The organism is Shewanella sp. 6_MG-2023 (genome assembly GCF_030547195.1).
Classification (GTDB): domain Bacteria; phylum Pseudomonadota; class Gammaproteobacteria; order Enterobacterales; family Shewanellaceae; genus Shewanella.
This window is the reverse complement of the sequence record NZ_JAUOQU010000008.1, coordinates 1-22,522: the sequence shown is the minus strand read 5'-3', so window position 1 is coordinate 22,522 and position 22,522 is coordinate 1. Positions and strand designations below refer to the sequence as shown.

General features: G+C 41.5%; 16 protein-coding genes. 9 read left to right on the top strand and 7 right to left on the bottom strand.

From position 1 onward, the window contains the following. Nucleotides 1-31 precede the first annotated feature (31 nt). The 7 genes from Q4533_RS06560 to ampD form a co-directional block, all read right to left on the bottom strand. Nucleotides 32-4,474, bottom strand: a complete 4,443-nt coding sequence (locus Q4533_RS06560) for an EAL domain-containing protein (RefSeq protein WP_303502430.1) — start codon at nucleotides 4,472-4,474, stop codon at nucleotides 32-34. A 193-nt stretch (nucleotides 4,475-4,667) separates the two neighbouring features. Beyond that, a complete protein-coding gene (gene lpdA / locus Q4533_RS06555; RefSeq protein ID WP_102475443.1) occupies nucleotides 4,668-6,098 on the bottom strand; it encodes a dihydrolipoyl dehydrogenase in 1,431 nt (476 codons plus the stop codon). A gap of 158 nt (nucleotides 6,099-6,256) precedes the next feature. Then, nucleotides 6,257-8,239, bottom strand: coding sequence for a dihydrolipoyllysine-residue acetyltransferase (gene aceF / locus Q4533_RS06550; protein WP_303411918.1), 1,983 nt, complete (start codon nucleotides 8,237-8,239; stop codon nucleotides 6,257-6,259). A gap of 11 nt (nucleotides 8,240-8,250) precedes the next feature. Then, the gene (gene aceE, locus Q4533_RS06545) at nucleotides 8,251-10,914 is read right to left on the bottom strand and encodes a pyruvate dehydrogenase (acetyl-transferring), homodimeric type (protein ID WP_102440031.1); all 2,664 of its coding nucleotides are present in this window, start codon (nucleotides 10,912-10,914) and stop codon (nucleotides 8,251-8,253) included. Between the two features lie 76 nt (nucleotides 10,915-10,990). After that, a complete protein-coding gene (gene pdhR, locus Q4533_RS06540) occupies nucleotides 10,991-11,743 on the bottom strand; it encodes a pyruvate dehydrogenase complex transcriptional repressor PdhR (RefSeq protein WP_076538482.1) in 753 nt (250 codons plus the stop codon). 360 nt (nucleotides 11,744-12,103) lie between these two features. Next, nucleotides 12,104-12,955, bottom strand: a complete 852-nt coding sequence (gene ampE / locus Q4533_RS06535) for a beta-lactamase regulator AmpE (RefSeq protein ID WP_303460575.1) — start codon at nucleotides 12,953-12,955, stop codon at nucleotides 12,104-12,106. 50 nt (nucleotides 12,956-13,005) lie between these two features. After that, nucleotides 13,006-13,560, bottom strand: a complete 555-nt coding sequence (ampD, locus tag Q4533_RS06530; protein ID WP_102440050.1) for a 1,6-anhydro-N-acetylmuramyl-L-alanine amidase AmpD — start codon at nucleotides 13,558-13,560, stop codon at nucleotides 13,006-13,008. A 321-nt stretch (nucleotides 13,561-13,881) separates the two neighbouring features. On the opposite strand from ampD, the gene nadC reads away from it, so the two are divergent. From nadC to mutT, 9 genes are all read left to right on the top strand, one after another. Further along, nucleotides 13,882-14,760: a carboxylating nicotinate-nucleotide diphosphorylase gene (nadC, locus tag Q4533_RS06525; protein ID WP_102440033.1), complete on the top strand. Its 879-nt coding sequence runs from the start codon at nucleotides 13,882-13,884 to the stop codon at nucleotides 14,758-14,760. 1,142 nt (nucleotides 14,761-15,902) lie between these two features. After that, nucleotides 15,903-16,343: a prepilin-type N-terminal cleavage/methylation domain-containing protein gene (locus Q4533_RS06520; protein WP_303502428.1), complete on the top strand. Its 441-nt coding sequence runs from the start codon at nucleotides 15,903-15,905 to the stop codon at nucleotides 16,341-16,343. A 66-nt stretch (nucleotides 16,344-16,409) separates the two neighbouring features. Further along, nucleotides 16,410-18,122 carry a type IV-A pilus assembly ATPase PilB gene (gene pilB, locus Q4533_RS06515; RefSeq protein ID WP_303502427.1) on the top strand — a complete coding sequence of 571 codons (1,713 nt, stop codon included), beginning with the start codon at nucleotides 16,410-16,412 and terminating at the stop codon, nucleotides 18,120-18,122. 63 nt (nucleotides 18,123-18,185) lie between these two features. Continuing rightward, nucleotides 18,186-19,448 carry a type II secretion system F family protein gene (locus tag Q4533_RS06510; RefSeq protein WP_303502425.1) on the top strand — a complete coding sequence of 421 codons (1,263 nt, stop codon included), beginning with the start codon at nucleotides 18,186-18,188 and terminating at the stop codon, nucleotides 19,446-19,448. 29 nt (nucleotides 19,449-19,477) lie between these two features. After that, the gene (locus Q4533_RS06505; RefSeq protein WP_303502423.1) at nucleotides 19,478-20,404 is read left to right on the top strand and encodes an A24 family peptidase; all 927 of its coding nucleotides are present in this window, start codon (nucleotides 19,478-19,480) and stop codon (nucleotides 20,402-20,404) included. Nucleotides 20,405-20,435: 31 nt separating this feature from the next. Beyond that, a complete protein-coding gene (coaE, locus tag Q4533_RS06500; RefSeq protein WP_102440039.1) occupies nucleotides 20,436-21,053 on the top strand; it encodes a dephospho-CoA kinase in 618 nt (205 codons plus the stop codon). After that, nucleotides 21,046-21,783, top strand: a complete 738-nt coding sequence (gene zapD / locus Q4533_RS06495; protein ID WP_303502421.1) for a cell division protein ZapD — start codon at nucleotides 21,046-21,048, stop codon at nucleotides 21,781-21,783. The genes coaE and zapD overlap by 8 nt, the downstream gene beginning before the upstream one ends. A 40-nt stretch (nucleotides 21,784-21,823) precedes the next feature. Continuing rightward, nucleotides 21,824-22,033: a DNA gyrase inhibitor YacG gene (gene yacG, locus Q4533_RS06490; RefSeq protein ID WP_303502419.1), complete on the top strand. Its 210-nt coding sequence runs from the start codon at nucleotides 21,824-21,826 to the stop codon at nucleotides 22,031-22,033. Nucleotides 22,034-22,062: 29 nt separating this feature from the next. Beyond that, nucleotides 22,063-22,455 (top strand): 8-oxo-dGTP diphosphatase MutT, encoded by a 393-nt coding sequence (gene mutT / locus Q4533_RS06485; protein WP_303502417.1) that lies wholly within the window; start codon nucleotides 22,063-22,065, stop codon nucleotides 22,453-22,455. Nucleotides 22,456-22,522 lie beyond the last annotated feature (67 nt).

Sequence of the window (22,522 nt, the reverse complement as noted above, 5' to 3'; positions counted from 1 at the left end):
ACTTACTGTTAACCATGCGAACTTCGCTTTATTACAGCTTTTTCCCAATCCCGATAAACTTATCCAGCTCAGCCTTTGGCATAGGTTTGGCAAAGAAATACCCTTGGATGATATAACAACCTCGGCTAAAAACTTGCTCCATTTGTGCGTGAGACTCTATCCCTTCTGCGACCACCTGTAATTTTAGGTTTCTTGCCAGTTCAATAATACTGCTCACAATGGCTTGATCAGCTTCATTAGTAGCAATATCAATTAAGAAGGAGCGATCGATTTTTAAGGTATTCACCTCAAAGCTTCTTAAATACGCCAGTGATGAATAACCGGTGCCAAAATCATCGATGGCCACCTCAATACCAAGCTGCTTAAGCTGGGTTAAATGCGATCTTGCCACCTGCAGCTCTTTCATCAACACCCCTTCGGTAATTTCCATAGCAAGGCACTTTGCCGGCATACCAGTATCGGCTAAGGTCGCTTTTAAATTCTCAATAAAATCAACTTGTCTAAACTGCACTGCAGACACATTGACTGACAGCTGAAAAGGCTGGTCGTAAAGGGCATGCCATCTTGCACCATCGATACAGGCTTGGCGCAGCACCCAGCGATCTATATCAATAATTAATCCACAAGATTCAGCCACCTTGATAAAGATATCTGGCCGAATAAAGCCCTCGATAGGGTGACGCCAGCGGAGCAGCGCTTCCATCCCTACAAATTTATCACCTTGGAGTATGTCTACCTGAGGTTGGTAATAAAGCTCAAAGTCGTTATTTTCGATGGCGCTACGTAAGTCAGCTTCAATTTTCAAATGATATTGCGCTTCAGCATTGCGCTCAGCAGAGTAATATTGAAAGTTACCTCGGCCTTCTTCTTTGGCGTGATACATGGCTAAATCAGCATTTTTAATTAAGGTTTCAGAATCTTGGCTATCTTCAGGCCACATGCTGATACCAATACTGGTTGAAACAAAAAACTCACGGCCAAATAATTTAAACGGCGTAGCAAACCTTTGTAAAATTTGCTCAGCAATCAAATTTATCTGATCAATAGAATCAGCATTTCGAACCAATATGACAAACTCATCACCACCAAAACGGCAAACCAGATGATCATCACCAACACTATTTTTTAAGCGTTTAGCCGCTTCAACGAGTAAAGCATCCCCCATGCTATGACCATAAGAGTCATTGACGTGCTTAAAGCGATCTAAATCCAAAAACAATAATGCTAACTTTTCATTAGTGTGGCTAGCTTGCTCAATAATCTGTTGTAACTGACGAGTAAACATCGCTCGATTAGCAAGGCCTGTAAGCACGTCATTATTGGCTAAGTGCCGTAAATTAGACTCGTATTGTTTTCGCTGGGTAATATCTGAAAACACCACCACATAGTGCTGTGAGATATCGCGCTTATCAGACATTTTAGAGATATTAGCCCAAACAGGAAAATGTTCATTATTCCCCCGTTTAAAGCTTAACTCGCCATTCCATGAGCGGCTATTTTGCAATAAATCATCGATATTTTTGGAGCCATGATCCACATACAATAATGACTCAAACCCCCTTCCATCAAGTGCTTCATGCTTGCTGGTAAAGATAGTTGCAGCTGCGGTATTTAGTAATTTCACCCGCTTGCGACTATCAAGAATTAACATGCCTTCTGAGGTGTTTTCAAATGCCTTGGCAAACAAATCAATTTCATTTTGAAGCTCACGTTGCTCAGACACCTCAGTATAAATACCGGCAACTTGCTCTAATTGCCCTGTAGTCTGATTGCGGGTAACTGCGCGGCCTCTGATGCGCAGCCAACCAATAGCCTCTTCACCACGGTGATACCTAAATTCTACATCAATGGTTTCTTTATCGCCCTTTAACAAAGCTCGCCATTGCTGCTGGAGGTTATCTTTATCGGCGGCAACAATCGGTATATCAGGCACGAGATAAGATAACTTTCTTCTCTCACCCAACAGACCCGATTTATTATCAAATTGGATTTGGTTAGTGCTAGCTTGCCACTCCCATAAATCTGAATCGCTACCGCGCAGTGATTGACGTAATTTGTCTTCACTTTCCCTTAATGCCTGATTAATACCAATAACACGGTTTATTTGTTTTTTACGAAGCCATAAAGAGGTAAATACCCCAAAAAGAATGGCAAAAAGCACTAAGGCTTTAAACCACTGTGACGCCCACCAAAATTGTTCAACCTTAAAACTAAATTGAAACGGACTGCTTGCCCACACCCCATGCTGTTTATGCAATAGCTCTAGGGTATATTCACCCGCTTTTAAGTCAGCAATATTAATCTGAGTTTGGCCTTGCAGATAAATATACTGGCTATCTAAGCTATTATGCTCATGAAGCAAACGGTACTTTAAGCTGATTGGCGTTTCATTCACGTAGTCGAAAGTGGTTATTTGAAAACTGATTAAGTTAGCCCCAGGGCGCACTAAGTTAAAGGATTCAGGTATCAAGTGATACTCTGTATTGTCCTCATAGTAAATCGCAATGGACTCAAGGGCGATAGCATCATTACTTACTCGAGGTGCAAGCTTATCAATATCAACTAACATCGCCCCATTAGGGCCGCCAATATATAAGCCTGCATTAGGGTCATAATAAGCTGCTGACTCATTAAACTCATTACCAATAAATCCATCGCTAGTAAAAAATACATCAATGGCTTTTGTCTGTTTATTTTGTCTAATGACCGAAGAGCTGCAGCCAACCAAATGATCTTTTTCAGTTTGCTCGATAAAGTAAATCGTCGGGCAATCAACATGCCAATAGTCACTCATGGATGAAATCTCATGGGTTTGGGTGTCAAAAACAATGACCCCATTTTGGCGAGTCCCTAACCACAGGGTTGTATTATCAACTTGGTGGATATTAGTAATCATAATATCCTTGTGGTTAATGCCTAACGCTGCGTTTAATGAAGTGACATTATTATTGCTATCTATATAGCCAAATAGACCTGCGCCACCGATCCACAGACGATCATGATTTTCACGGAAAAAACTTCGAATGTTCACTGAGTGGGATAGAAGAATATGCTCTGTCGGTGACACAGTGACGATATTGTCTAACCCTGGCTGCCAATAATAAACATCATTATCTGCTCCCCACCAAACCCTGCCGCTAAACAGTGGGTCTGCATAGGAGTTAAATAACAATTTACCTTTTAGCGAGTCACTTGATGCAGCAAAATGGCTAAAATCAACTTGCTGATCAGTTTGTTTATTAATGACAAACAGTCCACTGGTTGTTGTTACCACAATATGCTGATTATCAAGCTCATTAACGCCGTAAATTGAATCTCTCGCTTCAAAGCCTGCAGGGATAAGATATTTTGAAGTCTTGGTTAATTTATCAACAATGGTCAAGCCACCATCACCGCCGAGCCAAACTTTATCTTGCTCGGCATAAATACTCCAAATCATGTCATCTTCAATTTGATAAGTTGATGAACGAGTGAAACTTTCCAATAAAAATTCAGGAGCTATTGCCAGTAACGCTAAACCTTCGCCTGCGCCGCCAAGCCAAATTAAACCATCGTCATCAACAGCCATATCGTCGATATAATCAACGTCAGCATCATTTTTTAATTCCTCTTTATATGAAATTGCCTTCGATGATTGCTTATCCCATGAAAATAGCCCACTTCTGGTATAAAGCCACAAATGACCACGACTACCTTCAACCGCGCCACGAATATCAAAAGGAAGCGCAGTGGTAGCAGTCATCCGATAGCTTTGAAGGGTTAGCTCATATAAGCCTTTGTTACTTAAGATCCAAATACGCTGTTCAGCATCTACAAATAGCTTTTTAATCAACATATTATCTATAGGTCGCTTAACTTGTTTTATCAATTCGCCCCAGGCATTTTTTATCACAACTTCATAGGCGGATGAGTAAATATAGCGGCCATCACTTAGCTGATTAACACTATTCCATTGCAATGTCTTATCCAATTCTTGGGCTGTTAGCGCTGAGATTGACAATGAATTCACATCAAACTCAAGCACCTGACCTAAACGGGTAAGCAGAATTAAGTTACCATTATCTAGACGTGTTTCGTCAACAATAGAATCATCACTAGTTATGAGGCCGGCAATAATGTCATCTGAAAAACGATTGAGTTTAATATCGTAGAGGTAAAGCGATGTGCCAGAAGCGACTAGAAGGCGCTGAGAAGTCACCTTAGCGATAAGATGAATGTTTTCTGCAGCTAATGCATTATCACTATCAGGTTGATCAATGCGGCGGGTAACAGTATCGCTAACACGAAATACTCCCTGCTCAGTTGCCAGCCAAACATAGCCATAATCATCAAATGCAATGTCATTGATAGTGTAATTAACCAGGCCATCTTTGATATTAAATAAACGTTGGACAAGATCGTCAGCCACGCTTGGAAAGCTGCAACTAAGGGTAAGAACGACCAAGGTGAGAAACGATTTAATGCCTTTTATCATTATGACTGGGTTACTCTTTTATTGATTTTATTATGCTAAGCGCTTCTATGTGAACCTATATGGCTTTATGCCTGCAACAACAAAAACAATTAAATTTAATACAATATTTGAATATATCACCTAAAAGTAAATTTAGAGCAAAAAAAGCACCTCGAAAGGTGCTTTGATACAAATTGCTACAAATAGCTACATGTTACTTTTTCTTTTTTGCCTTCGGGTTTGGCAAATCAGTAATTGAACCTTCATAAACTTCAGCCGCAAGACCTACAGATTCATGTAACGTTGGGTGAGCATGGATGGTTAAGGCTAAATCTTCAGCATCACAACCCATTTCAATTGCTAGGCCGATTTCGCCAAGTAATTCACCGCCATTAACACCAACGATAGCACCACCGATAACGCGATGAGTTTCTTTATCGAAGATGAGCTTGGTCATACCGTCACTTGCATCAGAAGCAATTGCGCGGCCACTTGCAGCCCATGGGAATGATGCCGTTTCATAGGCTACGCCCTGCTCTTTGGCTTCTTTCTCAGTAAGACCAACCCACGCGACTTCAGGGTCTGTGTATGCAATTGAAGGAATAACTTTAGGGTCAAAGAAGTGCTTAAGACCAGAAATAACTTCAGCAGCAACATGACCTTCATGCACACCTTTGTGCGCAAGCATTGGTTGGCCAACGATATCACCGATAGCGAAGATATTCGCAACGTTAGTACGCATTTGCTTATCAACATTGATAAAGCCACGCTCATCTACATTTACGCCAGCTTTTTCAGCGTCTAGGCCTTTTCCGTTTGGTGTACGACCAATAGCAACTAATACTGCGTCGTAACGAACTGGCTCAGATGGGGCTTTCTTACCTTCCATAGAAACATAAATGCCGTCTTCTTTCGCTTCAACTGCAGTTACTTTGGTTTCTAAGATTAAGTTAAACTTCTTCTTAATCTTTTTAGTATAAATTCGAACGATATCTTTATCAGCAGCAGGAATAACTTGGTCGAACATTTCAACTACGTCAATTTGGCTACCTAAAGACGAGTAAACCGTACCCATTTCTAGGCCGATAATACCGCCGCCCATCACTAATAACTTTTCAGGAACTTCTTTCAGTTCTAAAGCATCAGTTGAATCCCAAATACGTGGGTCTTCATGTGGGATAAATGGCAGTTTAATTGGACGAGAACCCGCTGCAATAATGGCATTGTCAAAGTTAACCACTGTTACAGTGCCATCTTCAGCTGTCACTTCCATTGTATTTGGGCTAGTGAATTTACCTAAACCATTTACCACATCAACTTTACGCATTTTAGACATTCCGCCTAAACCGCCAGTCAGTTGACCTACTACTTTTTCTTTAAAGCCGCGTAACTTGTCTAAATCAATTTTAGGCTCACCAAAAACAACACCGTGATCGGCAACGGCTTTAGCTTCTTCAATGACTTTAGAGACGTGTAAAAGTGCTTTTGATGGGATACAACCCACGTTCAAACATACACCACCAAGGGTGCTAAAACGTTCTACAATCACAGTCTCTAGACCTAAATCTGCAGCGCGGAAAGCTGCTGAATAACCTGCTGGGCCGGCACCTAGTACTACTACCTGAGTTTTGATTTCGTTACTCATGTTTTCCTCTATTTTATCTATCGTTGGCGGAAAAACCGTCCAAACTGCAAAATGTGGTCAAATCTTGTAAGGTGGCCGCATTTTACCCTTTGTTTGATACTGATCACAATCCTAGTGATAAGAATAAAAAGGCCGCTCAATATGAGCAGCCTTTTTGTTTACAAAATTAGCGTACGAATATCGCTAAGAATGCTTGATAATGTCACGCTAAATCTGGCAGCCATTGCCCCATCAATCACACGGTGGTCGTATGATAACGATAGTGGCAACATCAACTTAGGTTCAAAATCAGTGCCATTCCACTTCGGCTTCATTTCTGATTTTGACACCCCAAGAATAGCCACATCAGGATAGTTAACGATTGGGGTAAATGCTGTACCACCAATGCCACCTAAACTAGAGATAGTAAAACAGCTACCTTGCATGTCTGCTGACTTCAGCTTGCCATCACGGGCACGAATTGAAATATCCGTTAACTCACGAGAAAGCTCTACAATGCCTTTCTTATCGACATCACGAACCACTGGCACCATTAATCCGTTTGGCGTATCAACCGCTACACCAATATGGAAATATTTCTTCTGGATTAACGACTCGCCATCAGGGCTTAAACTTGAGTTAAATACAGGGAATTCAGCCAGTGTTTTCGCCACGGCTTTCATCATAAATACTAACGGAGTAATTTTGTAATCCGCTTTCTTCTTAGCTGCAAGTGTATTTTGTTGTTTACGGAATGCTTCTAATTCAGTGATATCAGCTTCATCAAATTGAGTCACATGTGGAATCGTCACCCAGTTACGATGCAAGTTAGGCCCAGAAATTTTCTGGATACGGCTTAATGGCACTTCTTCCACTTCACCAAACTTACTGAAATCAACTTTAGGCGCTGCAATCACATTCAAACCACCCGCGCCACCAGCAACCGCTGTGGCAGCACTCGCTTTAGGTCGGCTAAGTTCATATTTAATGAAGGCTTGAACGTCTTCTTTCAGAATACGTCCTTTACGGCCAGAGCCTTTCACTTGGGTTAAATCAGCGCCAAATTCGCGCGCTAAGCGGCGAACTGCAGGTGATGCATGTACAGCACCGGTTTTAGGTTGGCTACCAGCACTTGGATGATGCGGCACAGGCGGCTTACTTGCTGGCGCAGCGGTAACTGGTGCTGGTGTTGCTGCAGTAACTGCAGGAGCACTAGCTGCCGGAGCGGCTTGCAATGGAGCTGCAGGTGCGGTTGATTGCGTCTCAACCGTAGCAATAATGCTACCTTGAGATACTTTATCGCCAACATTAACCGTTAAACCAACCAGTTTTCCGGCAAATGGCGCTGGTACTTCCATGGTGGCTTTATCGGTTTCTAAGGTAATTAAACCTGTATCCACGTCAAGCATATCGCCAACAGCAACTAGCACTTCAATCACATCTACATCAGAGGCATCACCAATATCTGGTACTGCAACTTCTTTAACTTCAACAACCGATGTTGCAGGAGCAGAGCTTGCTGCAGGCGCTGATACTGCTTCAGCAACAGGCGCACTAGCACTAGTGCCTACTTCAAGCATCAGCACTAAAGAGCCTTGTGAAACCTTGTCGCCAACGTTCACTTTAAGTTCTTTCACCACACCTGCGGTTGGCGCAGGCACTTCCATGGTTGCTTTATCAGTTTCTAAGGTAATAAGCCCTGTGTCAGCTTCAATGGTTTCACCCACACTCACTAACACTTCGATAATATCAACATTATCAGCATCACCAATATCAGGCACATGCACTTCAATAACTTCAGTGCCACCCGCAACGGTTGCTGGCGCTTCTGCTACTGGAGCCGCGGTTTGAGCAGCAGCGGCTTGAACAGGCGCCGCTACCGGTGCAGCCACTTCAGCTGCAGGCGCTGGCGCATCGCCAGCCGCTTCTACAGAAAGTACCGCAATTAGCGAGCCTTCAGAAACGCTATCGCCCACAGCCACTTTCAGCTCAACTAATTTCCCAGCAAAGGGTGCTGGAATATCCATAGTCGCTTTATCCGTTTCAACTGTGATGATTGATGCTTCTTTTTCAAGCACTTCACCAATCTCAGCACAGATCTCAATAACCTGCACAGCATCAGTATCAAGGTTAGGAACCAAAACTTCTTTTAATTCAGCCATTTTGTTTCTCCCTATGCGAACTGTGGATTGATCTTATCAACGTCGATACCGTATTCAGTGATAGCTTTCGTTAGCACTTCTACAGGTAACTCTTTACGGTCAACAAGGGCTTTTAATGACGCGATGACAATGAACTTAGCGTCAACTTCAAAATGGTGACGTAAGTTTTCACGGCTATCACTGCGGCCAAAGCCGTCAGTACCTAGTACTTTATAATCAGTTGGAATGTAAGCACGTAATTGCTCACCATAAATCTTCATGTAATCCGTTGCTACAATAGCTGGCGCATCACTTGATAACACTTCAGAAATATAAGGCACTTTAGGCGTTTCAGTTGGGTGCAGCATGTTGTAACGCTCTGCAGCCTGACCATCACGGGTTAGCTCATTGAAGCTAGTCACGCTGTAAACGTCAGCAGTAATACCGAAGTCTTTCGATAATGCCACAGCCGCTTTACGTACTTGCTCTAAAATCGTGCCGCTACCCATTAACTGTACAGAGCCTTTACCTGAACCTTTAAGAGTTTCAAGCTTATAAATACCTTTAACGATACCTTCTTCGCTGCCTTCTGGCATCGCAAGCTGCTCATAGTTTTCGTTCATGGTAGTCAAGTAGTAGAACACGTCTTCTTGCTCGCCATACATGCGGCGAATACCGTCTTGTACAATCACTGCGATTTCATAACCATAAGTCGGGTCATAAGAAATACAGTTAGGAATCGTGTTAGCTAATACATGGCTATGACCATCTTGATGCTGCAAGCCTTCACCGTTTAGGGTTGTGCGACCTGAAGTACCACCGACCATAAAGCCGCGAGCACGCATATCACCTGCAGCCCATGCCATGTCACCAATACGTTGGAAACCAAACATTGAGTAGTAGATGTAGAACGGGATCATTGGGGTATCGTTAACTGAGTAACTGGTTGCCGCAGCAACCCAAGATGACATTGCACCTAACTCGTTAATCCCTTCTTGCAATACTTGACCGGTTTTATCTTCACGGTAGTAAGCAACTTGATCAGAATCTTGTGGCTCGTATTTTTGCCCTTCATGAGCGTAAATACCCACTTGACGGAATAAACCTTCCATACCAAAGGTACGCGCTTCATCAGGAATGATCGGTACGATTTGCTTGCCGATTTTCTTGTCTTTAAGCAATGCCGTTAAAATACGCACAAATGACATAGTGCTTGAGATTTCACGACCATTTGAGCCTTTAAGTACTGAATCAAAGATCTTTAATGGCGGCACTTCAATATCTTTAGAGAACTTCTCAAGACGCTTCGGCATAGCACCATGAAGGGCAGCACGGCGCTCTTTTAAGTATTTAACTTCTTCAGAATCAGCACCTGGATGATAGTAAGGAATGTCTTCTAACTGATCATCGCTAATCGGGATATTAAAACGATCGCGGAAGTATTTAAGCGATTCAATGCCCATTTTCTTCACGTTATGGGCAATGTTTTTACCTTCGCCCGCATCGCCCATTCCGTAACCTTTAACTGTTTTAGCAAGGATTACTGTAGGACGGCCTTTAGTGTTTTTAGCATGTTGCAGCGCAGCATAAATCTTAACTGGATCATGGCCACCACGGTTTAAACGCCAAATGTCATCATCTGACATGTTAGCCACCATTTCAGCAGTTTCAGGGTATTTGCCAAAGAAATGCTCACGAGTGTACGCGCCACCTTTAGCTTTACAGTTCTGGTACTCACCATCTACGGTTTCTTCCATTAACTGTAATAACTTGCCGCTAGTATCACGTGCAAGTAATGGATCCCAGTAGCGCCCCCAAATCACTTTAACAGCTTCCCATCCTGCGCCGCGGAACTCGCCTTCAAGCTCTTGGATAATCTTACCGTTACCACGTACAGGGCCATCAAGACGCTGTAAGTTACAGTTAACAATAAAACATAAATTATCTAATTCTTCACGAGCTGCAAGCCCGATTGCACCTAATGTTTCAGGCTCATCACACTCACCATCACCTAAGAAACAGTAAACCGTTTGCTCAGAGCAATCTTTAATACCACGGTCAGTCAAATACTTAAGGAAACGTGCTTGATAAATCGCTTGAATAGGACCTAAGCCCATAGATACTGTCGGGAACTGCCAGTAATCAGGCATTAACTTGGGATGCGGGTATGAAGACAAACCTTTACCATCAACTTCTTGACGGAAATTATTCATTTGGTCTTCAGTGATGCGGCCTTCAAGGAAAGAACGAGAATAAATACCAGGTGCAATATGCCCTTGATAATAAACTAAATCGCCGCCGTCTTTTTCATTTGGAGCGCGGAAGAAGTGGTTAAAACACACATCATAAATAGTCGCACTAGAAGCAAAACTTGAAATGTGACCACCTAGCTCTAAATCTTTCTTAGAACCACGTAATACCATTGCAAGTGCATTCCAACGAACGATAGCACGAATGCGGCGTTCCATTTCCTGATTACCAGGCATATGTGGCTCTTGACCAGATGGAATCGTATTCAAATAAGCAGTGGTCGCTTTATATGGTAAATGTGTACCATTGCGGCGCGCTTTATCGATTAATTGTTCAAGTAGATAGTGTGCACGTTCAGGGCCTTCTTGCTCTAATACGGCTTGCAGTGAATCTACCCATTCTTGAGTTTCTAATGGATCTAAGTCTTGTAGAATACCTTCAGACATGTCGCTGTCCTTTCTCTAGATACAGATAATTAATGTGTTTCGGTAAATTTATAATGCGTTTGATTATAAATCGGTATCAAACACCACTTTTTAAGCGGCGCAAGCTACGCTGTAACCGACTGTCTTCTTCCCTCACTGACAACATGACTTCCTCGATATAACTTAAATGTTCGTTCGAGGCTTCACGTGCCGCTTCAGGATCACGACGAATAATGGCAGCAAGCAGTGCTCGCCTATGTTCATTCGCCATGGTAGATGCTTCTTCGCGACGGCTTAAAAGCTCTAAATTTTGTGCCACGTTTTTGTGCAGCACAGGGGTTAAACTGAGTACAAGGTGTAACATCGCCACATTGTGTGACGCTTCGGCTACCGCACGGTAAAAACGCACAATGGCATCAGCCTGCGCTTCTACATCAACAGCCGCTTCAACTTCGTTAATTGAACGTTTAATGCTTTGCATATCGGCATCATTACCACGCAGCGCAGCAAAATAAGCCATCATGCCTTCAGTGGCATGACGAAACTCCAGTAAGTCGTACTGACTTTCTGAGTCGTTATGCATTAATTCAACGATAGGATCGGCAAGACTTTGCCAAAGTTGTTCTTTAACGTAGGTTCCGCCACCTTGGCGGCGCATTAGTAAGCCTTTGGCTTCTAACTTTTGAATCGCTTCACGTAATGAAGGGCGTGACACTTCAAATTGCAAAGCAAGCTCGCGCTCAGGCGGTAATTTTTGCCCAGGCTGTAAACTTCCTTCGAGGATCATGCGCTCTAATTGCTCCATGATCACATCTGAAATTTTAGGCTGAGTTATTTTGCTATAAGCCATTTGGGGCTCGGCTCCGTTGTCAATTGGTCTTACCAATTTATATGATATAGCGCACTTTATCAAATCAAACAATTGATGTCTAGTTAGACGAGCGTTGAATGGGTGTTAATTGAAGGTTTCAAACATCGCTACGCACTTTGAGCAAGAGCATAACGAAAAAAAACGTCTAAGAGGTTTGACCATCTCGGTGTTATCGCGCTAAAGCATTGATTGCCTTATTATCGCCATAACAAACTCATTTTAAGCTTAGATTGTAGCTATAAAAATCCGTTTTACACAGCACAATTTATAAAAACACTGTTTTAACTTATGATCATTATTTCGGCGGCTCAGGCCGCCCATCACCGCAATTAAAACTTATTAGCTAACCAAACCAAATATAGTCAGCACCGATAATACCGTAACCAGTAAAATAAAGTTTCTTTTGCTCAATGCAAGCAGTGCCAATGTGGGCTGTACGCAAACAGGGGCATCACTTTGCTCAGGCATCACTTCAGCGGCTAAAGCAGTATAGGTAACAATATTTTTGGCGCTATTATTAGGGTTAAAAACCTGCTTCCGCCACTGTGAAATACCTGCAGCAAAGTGACCACTTAATACAAACCCAAAGCTAAATACTCGGCTCGGTAACCAATCGAATAAAAATAATAATTGATCAATAAATGGCATATCCAATTGCTGCTGCTGATTGTATTGCTGATAAAAACGCACCGAACAATAAAGCACTGCGCCAACAGGGCCAAAACAAATCAGATATAATGCCACCGCGCCATAATAGCGATAATTAACCCAAGCCACGGTTTTACCAATCTGCTGACCTAAGTCTTTTTCATCAACCGCATCTAAACATTCACTGCAATCGAGCTTTTCTGCATGGTGATAACAGGCTTGAACATCGCCGCGACAAGCCGCCAGCATATATTTTTTAAATGCCGCCCGTAAGCTTTGGTGGCTAAAGCACACAATCGAAACCAGCATCCAGATCAATAAGGTGATCACATCGAAAAAAACACCATCTAGTAACAGCAGCACCAAAAACAGTGTCATTGCTGGCAGTAGCACCACAAAGGCAACCCAGCCAGCAGAATCTAATGCTTTATCTTTCCAAAATAATTGCTGGTATTTAGAAAGTAAATCATCAAATTGCCAATGTGCGGGTAACAGCTTTAAGCGCTCAACCATAATTGCAATTAACAATGAAAATAGTGCCATGGGACCTCTGCAAACAATCTAAAAAATATTGGGTTAAAGTAACACTAACATCATGACTTAGCCGTTAATGCAGTTAAATATCTTTGCCAATCAAAACTATCACCTGGATCGGTTTTGCGTCCAGGAGCAATATCACAATGTCCGACGATATTTGCTTGATTAAGCATAGGATATTGCGCAAACAACACCAAGGTTAATTGCACTAATTCGCGATATTGCGCATCGGTATAAGGGTCGCTATCTGTGCCTTCCATTTCAATGCCAATGGTAAAATCATTACAACCTTCTCGGCCATTAAAACACGAAACCCCAGCATGCCACGCTCGGTCATCACAGCTAACATACTGCACTAACTCACCATCGCGGCGAATTAAAAAGTGTGCCGACACTTCAAGCCCAGCAATATCAGCAAAACTTGGATCTGCATCCACCGCTAAACAGCCCTGAAATAAACCATCAATGTGCGGCAAGCCATAACAACCTGCAGGCAAACTAATATTATGAATAACTAAGCCGCTAACCTCATTATTAGGGCGCGGGTTAAAATGCGGTGATGGGCATAGCCGTGCACCTTGATGCCAGCCTGATTTCAATTGTGTATCCATAATTAATAATAAAATCTCAAGTAATGAATTAACCATGCCAGCGTGGCTGCAGTTTGCATTTCAACGAACCATCAGTAAGTCACCATTATCAGTGCCCAAAAAGCAAGCAACAAATACCTACGATAAAAGATAAAAAAGCACCAAGGTTCGTCGCTGTAAAACCTTAAAATAATATTGCCCTAGCAGCCAACACAGTAACAGTTTGACTGCTATATTTTAAATTAACAACTGTGATAAAGTAATAGGCATATTGTTTCTCATTTTTTAAACATTGAGTTGGCCCAAGCAACTCAATTTAGTTGTAATTTCAAGGACATTCACATGATTGAAAATGACATCCGTCATGCCGTTAAAGCTGCACTTGATGAAGACCTAGGCCATACGCCAGCCCAAACCCCGCAAGATATGCTTAATGCCGATATTACCGCGCAACTTATTCCAGCAGATAAACATGCTGAAGCGGTGTTAATCACCCGTGAAGAAGGCGTTTTTTGCGGAAAAGCATGGGCAGAACAAGTATTTAATCAGCTCGGCGGTGATGTAGCCTTGCATTGGCATGTGGATGATGGCGACTTATTGGTTCCCAACCAGGTGTTATGTGAATTATCAGGCCCAGCAAGAGCCATCTTAACCGGTGAACGCACCGCGATGAACTTCATCCAAACCCTATCTGGTGTTGCCAGTCTCACTAAGCTTTATGTTAACAAGTTAGCTGATACCCACACTAAACTGCTCGATACCCGCAAAACCATTCCCGGTCTGCGCACCGCGCAAAAATATGCCGTCGCTTGTGGTGGCGGTAAAAACCATCGTATTGGTTTGTTTGATGCCTTCTTAATTAAAGAAAACCACATTATGGCTTGCGGCAATATCGAACTTGCAATAAAAACAGCCCGACAAGTAGCCGCTGACAAACCAGTTGAAGTGGAAGTAGAATCAATCGCCGAGCTAACCCAAGCGTTAGAAGCAGGTTCTGACATCATCATGCTCGATAATTTTGATGTCACCATGATGGTAGAAGCAGTAGCGCTTAATTCCAGCTATTTAGATCAAGGTAAAGGCGCAAAGCTGGAAGTATCCGGTAATGTCACCATCGACACCATTGCAGACTTTGCCAGAACCGGTGTTGACTACATCTCAGTTGGCGCACTCACTAAGCACGTTAAAGCCTTGGATTTATCCTTACGCTTTAAAAACTAATGTTAAGCTGAGCTTGATAAATCATTAGCCCAGTTAAATAGCAAGATAAGTCAGTAATCGCTAATAACAATCAAAACCAGCTATTTATAGCTGGTTTTTTTGCTCGCACTAAAAGCTTAGCTAAATAAGGCTGACTAAATAGACAGCGCAATGGCAGCCTTACAACAATTGTAGCCTTACTATAAGCCCTGTAGCTTGAATCAATAGCCACAAAGATTAAACTGGTGCCCACCTTTGACCTTTTAACCATTTGTCCTTTAACCTTTGACAACTATCTCCCTAAGGGCTTAAATAACCTCCCTTAAAAGCTCAAATAACCTTACCACCAGGGCTTAAATACCTACATAAATCAAGCGTTATAACCTTACATTTTCTATGGTGTCATTTTTTTGACAAACAACAACCAAAGTCAAATTGACTAAATAACCGACTAAAAGTGTCAATAATGTGCTGCAAAATCATTACAAACAGCAGCTTAAAACAACCTTTTTATCTTTTTAGTTAAAAAACTCGCCACAAGCTATTCCATTTTCAGCAACTTTATACTAACGTTTAGCTTGGATGAATGAAGTATCAGATTTAACTTTTAATAATCAGCTTTTCAACATGTTACAAATGTAACATTGAGTGAGCGAAAAATGATTTTTAAAAGAACAATGATAAATCAAACATTTTGTTAACAAACTGACCTTGCAGCACTTTGTTGACCCTAGTTACAGATTAGATAGCAATTTGTTAATGACTAGCCTATTCTGCTTTCGAGGTATTTAGTTGGACATATTGGTTTTACTGATCCGTTTTACAAGAACGGCTTGATTGTTCTTGATGAAATCATTCATTTAAAACCCTTTGTAGTTTTTAACAGTTATCACAGTCAATTGGGCCGAGCTAGTTAAACCGTAAGTTAAACCGTAAGTTAAACCGTAAGTTAAACCGTAAGTTAAACCGTAAGTTAAACCGTAAGTTAAACCCTAAGTTCTGCCCAGTAGACTGTAATGTAAACAACACTAGTAAATTAATGCCGACAGGTTGTGGTGACTAGGACACCACTCATAACAATTAAGGGCCTTTAACTGTTATGAGATTCAAGGATGACAACAAACCCGACGCAACACTAAAGCATCATAAGAGAGAGATAAAAAATGAAAAGCATTAACCAAATCAAAAACGCTAAGGGTTTTACTCTTATTGAATTAATGATCGTAGTCGCGATTATCGGTATTTTGGCAGCAATCGCATTGCCTGCGTATCAAGGATATACCGAAAAAGCGCGCTTCTCTGAAGTTAACACCCGTTCAGCTCAAGTAATGAAAGCAATCAGCATTTGTTTCCACGAAGAAAAAACTTTACTTGATTGTCAACCTGGTGCATTTGGCGTACCTGATGATATTGCAGCAGCTAACGCAACGACCAACTTAGCGACATCTGATGCAGCAGTTACAGCAACAGTAGCAGTCATCACCTCTACTGGTACAGTTAAAACAGGTGGCTTCACTAATATATTCACTGGTACTGTAACAGGTAACCGACTAGATTGGGTTCAATCAGGGTCATGTTTAACTCCAAACTACTGTAAACAATAAATAAGTATTAATTTCTTTTTGAGGCAGTGTATGATGCCATACACTGCTTTTTTTATAAGATGAATTATGCCAGCGTCTAATATTCAATTAGGTTTATCCTCTTTATTCATTCGCAAGAAAATGTTGAGCGAAGACCAGATAACATCCGTTATACTAGATTCTCGTAAAACCAAAAAATCGTTAGTCACATCATTAGTTTCAACGAAATTACTATCGGCTCGTGAAATTGCTGAGGTCTGCTACGAAGAGTATGGTTCGCCTTTACTTGATTTAAATGACTTTGAATTAAAAAATATTAATGAAGATTTACTCAATAAAAAACTGATATCGAAGCATCAATGCTTACCACTTTTTAAAAGAGGTAATAGACTTTACATCGCGACATCAGATCCAACAAATATTGCAGCACTTGAAGACTTTCAATTCAGCTTAGGACTTCACGCTGAAGCCATTATTGTAGAAGATGATAAGCTGCTAATCGCTGTTGAAAAAATCCTTGAAGATGATATATCAGCTCTCAGCTTGGATGGTATGGACGAACAAGCTTTAGCTGATATAGAAATTACCGATCCTGATAAGCAGCATCAAGAGAAAGAATCAGAAAGCAGTGATGATGCGCCGATTGTTATTTATATCAATAAAATCCTTACCGATGCCATTCGTAAAGGCGCCTCTGATTTGCATTTCGAGCCCTATGAAAAGCGCTACCGTATTCGTTTTCGTGTTGATGGCATATTACATGAAGTATCTGAACCGCCGGTCAATTTATCCAACCGCATATCTGCCCGTTTAAAAGTCATGTCAAAACTGGATATTGCTGAGCGCCGCGTGCCCCAAGATGGCCGTATTAAAATGAAACTGTCACGCACCAAATCTATTGATTTTCGTGTCAGCACCTTGCCCACCATTTGGGGCGAAAAAATTGTAATGCGTATTTTAGATTCATCTTCTGCGCAACTGGGCATTGAAAAGCTCGGTTATGAAGATGATCAGCGCGAACTCTATGAGCTAATGCTCGCCAAACCTCAGGGAATGATATTAGTCACCGGCCCGACGGGTTCAGGTAAAACTGTATCCCTATATACTGGGCTTAACATACTAAATACTGAAGAGCGTAATATCTCCACCGCCGAAGATCCGGTAGAAATTAACTTAGAAGGTGTTAATCAGGTTCATATTAATTTAAAAGCCGGCTTAACTTTTGCTTCGGCCTTAAGATCATTTTTACGTCAAGATCCTGATGTGGTGATGGTAGGTGAAATCCGTGATTTAGAAACCGCCGAAATAGCCATTAAAGCCGCCCAAACCGGTCACTTGGTATTATCCACCTTGCATACTAACTCGGCAGCAGAAACCTTGACTCGCCTGATTAACATGGGCGTACCCGGTTACAACATTGCCAGCTCTGTAAACCTTATTATTGCTCAGCGCCTTGCTAGACGGCTATGCCCAGAGTGTAAAGCCCCTGAAGAAGTCCCTCAGGCAGAATTAACACGTTTAGGTTTTACCCAGGATATGATTTCTACTGGCTTTACTGCCTATAAACCTGTTGGCTGCGAGCATTGCTCTGGTGGCTACAAAGGCCGCGTAGGTATTTACGAAGTAATGAAGATGACTGACGATATTGCCCGAACCATTATGGAAGGCGGTAACTCACTGCAAATTGCCAAGCAAGCTAAAGAAAATGGTATGCGTGATTTAAGGCTCTCTGGTTTACTCAAGGTCACTAAAGGTATTACCAGCATTGCCGAAGTTAATCGTGTGACTAGCTTTAACTAAACATAAAATAATTAAATTGCTCAATACCTATATTGTCAAATAAAAACCAAAAGGATTTGCTTGATGGCAACTGCAGCCCTAAGAAGAAAGCCAAAGACCAAGAAAGATGTAAAGCACCAGCCTAAGGTATTCACTTTCGAATGGAAGGGGGTAAATCGTGAAGGTCAACGCACTTCGGGTGAATTACGTGGCAGTAGTATTGCTGAAATACGCAGTATTTTAAAGGCCCAAGGTGTCACGCCTAAGGGAGTGAGAAAAAAGTCAGTCTCTTTGTTTAAATCTGAGAAAAAAATTACTGCAATGGATATTGCAATGATTACGCGACAGGTTGCCACCATGCTAGCAGCCGGTGTACCACTAGTCACCACCTTTGAACTGCTTGGCCGTGGCCATGAAAAGGCCAAAGTGCGAGAGCTACTTGGCACAATTGTCACTGATGTTCAATCAGGTATTCCTTTATCTGATGCCTTAAGACCTCACAGACAGTATTTTGATGACCTTTATGTGGATTTAGTCGCAGCGGGTGAACACTCAGGATCGCTAGATGCTGTGTTCGATCGCATTGCAACTTATCGAGAGAAGGCTGAACAGCTTAAATCAAAAATTAAAAAAGCAATGTTCTATCCCGCAGCTGTTGTCGTTGTCGCAATTGCCGTTACTGTATTATTATTGTTGTTCGTTGTACCGCAGTTTGAAGAAATTTTTAATGGATTTGGAGCCGAATTACCCGCATTTACTCAATTAATTATTGGGATTTCCAAATGGTTACAAAGTTCATGGTACATGTTCGTCATTGCTTTATTCATTGGTGTTTATCTTTTCAAGCGTACTCACCGTAATTCACAAGCATTTCGTGACAGAGTTGATGAGTTCATTTTAAAAATACCAGCAATTGGTGATATTCTTCATCGAGCCGCAATGGCCCGATTTGCTCGCACTTTAGCCACTACGTTTTCTGCAGGTGTACCATTAATTGACGGGCTGGAGTCTGCAGCGGGCGCGTCTGGTAATGCTGTTTACAAAAAAGCGTTACTGAAAGTACGTCAGGAAGTCATGGCGGGCATGCAAATGAATGTCGCAATGCGCACCACAGGTTTGTTCCCTGACATGCTAATTCAAATGGTGATGATTGGTGAAGAATCTGGTGGACTTGATGATATGCTAAATAAAGTCGCCAATATATACGAGATGCAGGTAGATGATGCCGTTGATGGTTTATCAAGCCTGATTGAACCAATTATGATGGTAGTCATAGGAACTATTGTTGGTGGTTTGATTGTTGGAATGTATTTACCAATTTTCGAAATGGGAAATGTTGCAGGTTAGCCCTTCTGTAAAATTAAAATAAGAATTAAATGACTGAATTTATATCAACCTTTACCGCTAGCATGAGCCAATATCCTTGGCTCTTTATCTCAATAAGCTTTATTTTTGCAGCTACTATTGGCAGCTTTTTAAATGTAGTCATTCATCGCTTTCCAGTAATGATGAAACGTGAATGGCAAACTGAGTGCAATTATTATCTAGCTGAATATCACCCAGATATAGTCAAAGAAGTGGGTGAGAAAAGACTCAATAAACCCATCGATGATTTTCCAAAGAAATATAATCTAGTTGTTCCTGGTTCCGCTTGCCCTAAATGTAAAGCAGATATTAAGCCTTGGCATAACTTACCAATTTTGGGTTGGATACTACTTAAAGGCAAGTGCGCCAGTTGTAACACGGCAATTAGCCCCCGCTACCCTATCATTGAATTTATTACCGGAGCCCTAATTGCCACCTTAGCTTGGCATTTTGGCCCAACATGGCAATTTTTATTCGCCTCCATATTAACCTTTGTGCTAGTTGCCCTTACTGGTATCGACTTAGATGAAATGTTGCTACCAGATCAACTTACACTACCCATTTTGTGGTTAGGCTTAATCATTAACCTCAATGGCGTATTTACCAGCCCTACCGATGCCATTATTGGCGCTGCGGCAGGTTATTTAAGTTTGTGGTCAGTTTTTTGGTTATTTAAGCTGGCAACAGGCAAAGAAGGCATGGGATATGGTGACTTCAAATTATTAGCCGTATTTGGCGCTTGGCTTGGCTGGCAGTATTTACCCCTTATCATCTTACTATCATCATTAGTCGGTGCTATTGTGGGTATCACCCTAATCATTTTTAAAAAGTTAGCCAAAGGCAATCCAATTCCATTTGGGCCTTATATTGCCATTGCTGGCTGGGTAGCGTTAATCTGGGGACAAGACATCATAAATTGGTACCTCAGTACTTTATAGACCACCAAAAAATCCTGTGTGAGAAAAAATTATGAGTAACTTCATTGTTGGCCTAACTGGTGGTATTGGTTCAGGTAAAACCACCGTGGCAAACTTATTTGCAGATTTAGACATCGAACTCGTTGATGCCGATATCATTGCCCGGCAAGTGGTCGCCAAAGGCTCAGCAGGCTTACAACAAATACAGCAGCATTTTGGCGCCAGTGTATTACTCGACACTGGCGAACTTAATCGCCCTGCGCTGCGTGAAAAGGTATTCAATCAGCCCGAACAGAGATTGTGGCTCAATAATCTGTTACATCCAATGATACGCCAGCAAATGCTTCAAGCAGTAGCAGATGCTAAATCAATATATGTAATTATGGTTGTACCCTTGCTATTTGAGAATGGGTTAGATAGGTTAGTCAATACAACTTTAGTGGTGGATATTCCACCACACCAACAAATAGCAAGAACAGCTAAGCGAGATGGTGTTGATTCAACCCAAGTTGAACAAATAATTAATAGTCAGATAGATAGAGAGCAAAGATTACAAAAAGCTGACGCTATCATTGATAATACCCAGACACCTGAAGCACTTCGTCACACTGTTCAGTTATTACATCAGCAATATTTAGATAAAGCATCTCAAGATAATAATAATGAATGATGACCTGATTTATGAGCAACCATTAAACGAAAAAACTAGAAGCTACTTACGCCTTGAGTATTTAGCTGATCAGCTCGAGCTACACACAAAATCAGATCATCAACATCATTGTTTTTACCCATTATTTTCATTATCAGAACTAACAGATCGCTGTGACTATCGTTCCGACATCTTAAAAGATATCGACAAACAACTTTTCTTGTTAGAAAAGTGGCATGCTTTACCTCATGTTAATAAAATTCAAATCCAACGTATTATTGATCAGCTGATTCAAGCAAAAGCACCGCTACAAACCAACGAAAGAATAGGTTGCCATTTAAAGCAAGACAGATTTATTGCCGCACTAAAACAACGATTTGGTATGCCAGGTGCTTGTTGTAATTTCGACTTACCGCAACTGCATTTCTGGTTATCAAAACCATGGGATGAAAGACAGCAAGATTTAAAAACATGGATAGCCCATTACCTGCCAATTTTAGAACCCATTAAAATACTACTCGATTTAACAAGAAGTACTGCAGAATTTAGAAGCGCTGAAGCAGAACAAGGTTTCTTGCAAGGAAACAGCCCACACCCTCTGACACTTGTTCGAGTAAAAATCAAAAGCAAAGAAGGTTGTTACCCCACAATTAGTGGTCACAAAAATCGCTATGCCATTCATTTTGTCAATTTTGACAACCAAAAACATACTGACAAAAAAGTAAAATTCAAACTGGCTACTTGCAACTAAATTCTTTAATATCACCAAGAATTTTACAGCGAGGAATCTTATGTCTATTTCAGTTAAATGCCCAATCTGCCAGACTCAAGTAGAGTGGAGTCAAGAATCTAAATTCAAACCATTTTGCAGTGAACGTTGCAAATTAATCGACCTCGGCGATTGGGCCAGCGAAAAACATGCTATTCCCGTTAAGCCAGAGTTTGACCATGAAATGTTAGATTCTGAAGGTTTTGACGAAGGCTACTTCTTTAAACACTAATCACCTCCTCCACTCAAGCGAGCATTCTAATGAAAAGAGTCAATGTTGCCGTCGGCATAATCATCAATGACCAACAACAAGTTTTATTAGCTAAGAGGCACGCACACCTGCACCAAGGTGATAAGTGGGAATTCCCAGGTGGTAAGGTCGAAGTAAATGAAACGGTCTCACAAGCATTAATTAGAGAGCTAAAAGAAGAAGTAAACCTAACAGTTAATACAACTGAGCCTTTTATGGTCATTTCACATGATTACCCAGATAAGCAAGTGCTTCTTCAGATCCACCTAGTGAAAGACTTTACAGGCACTGCCAGTGGTGTTGAAGGCCAAAAAATTGAATGGGTTAATAAAACCAATCTAACTAGTTTTGATTTCCCTGAAGCCAATATCCCCATCCTTAAGAGGTTACTCGCGAGGGTGTAACAGATTCTGTGTAACTGCAATTTAGTTAATATGCTTCACAATTCTGTCTTCGAACTCAATAATAAAT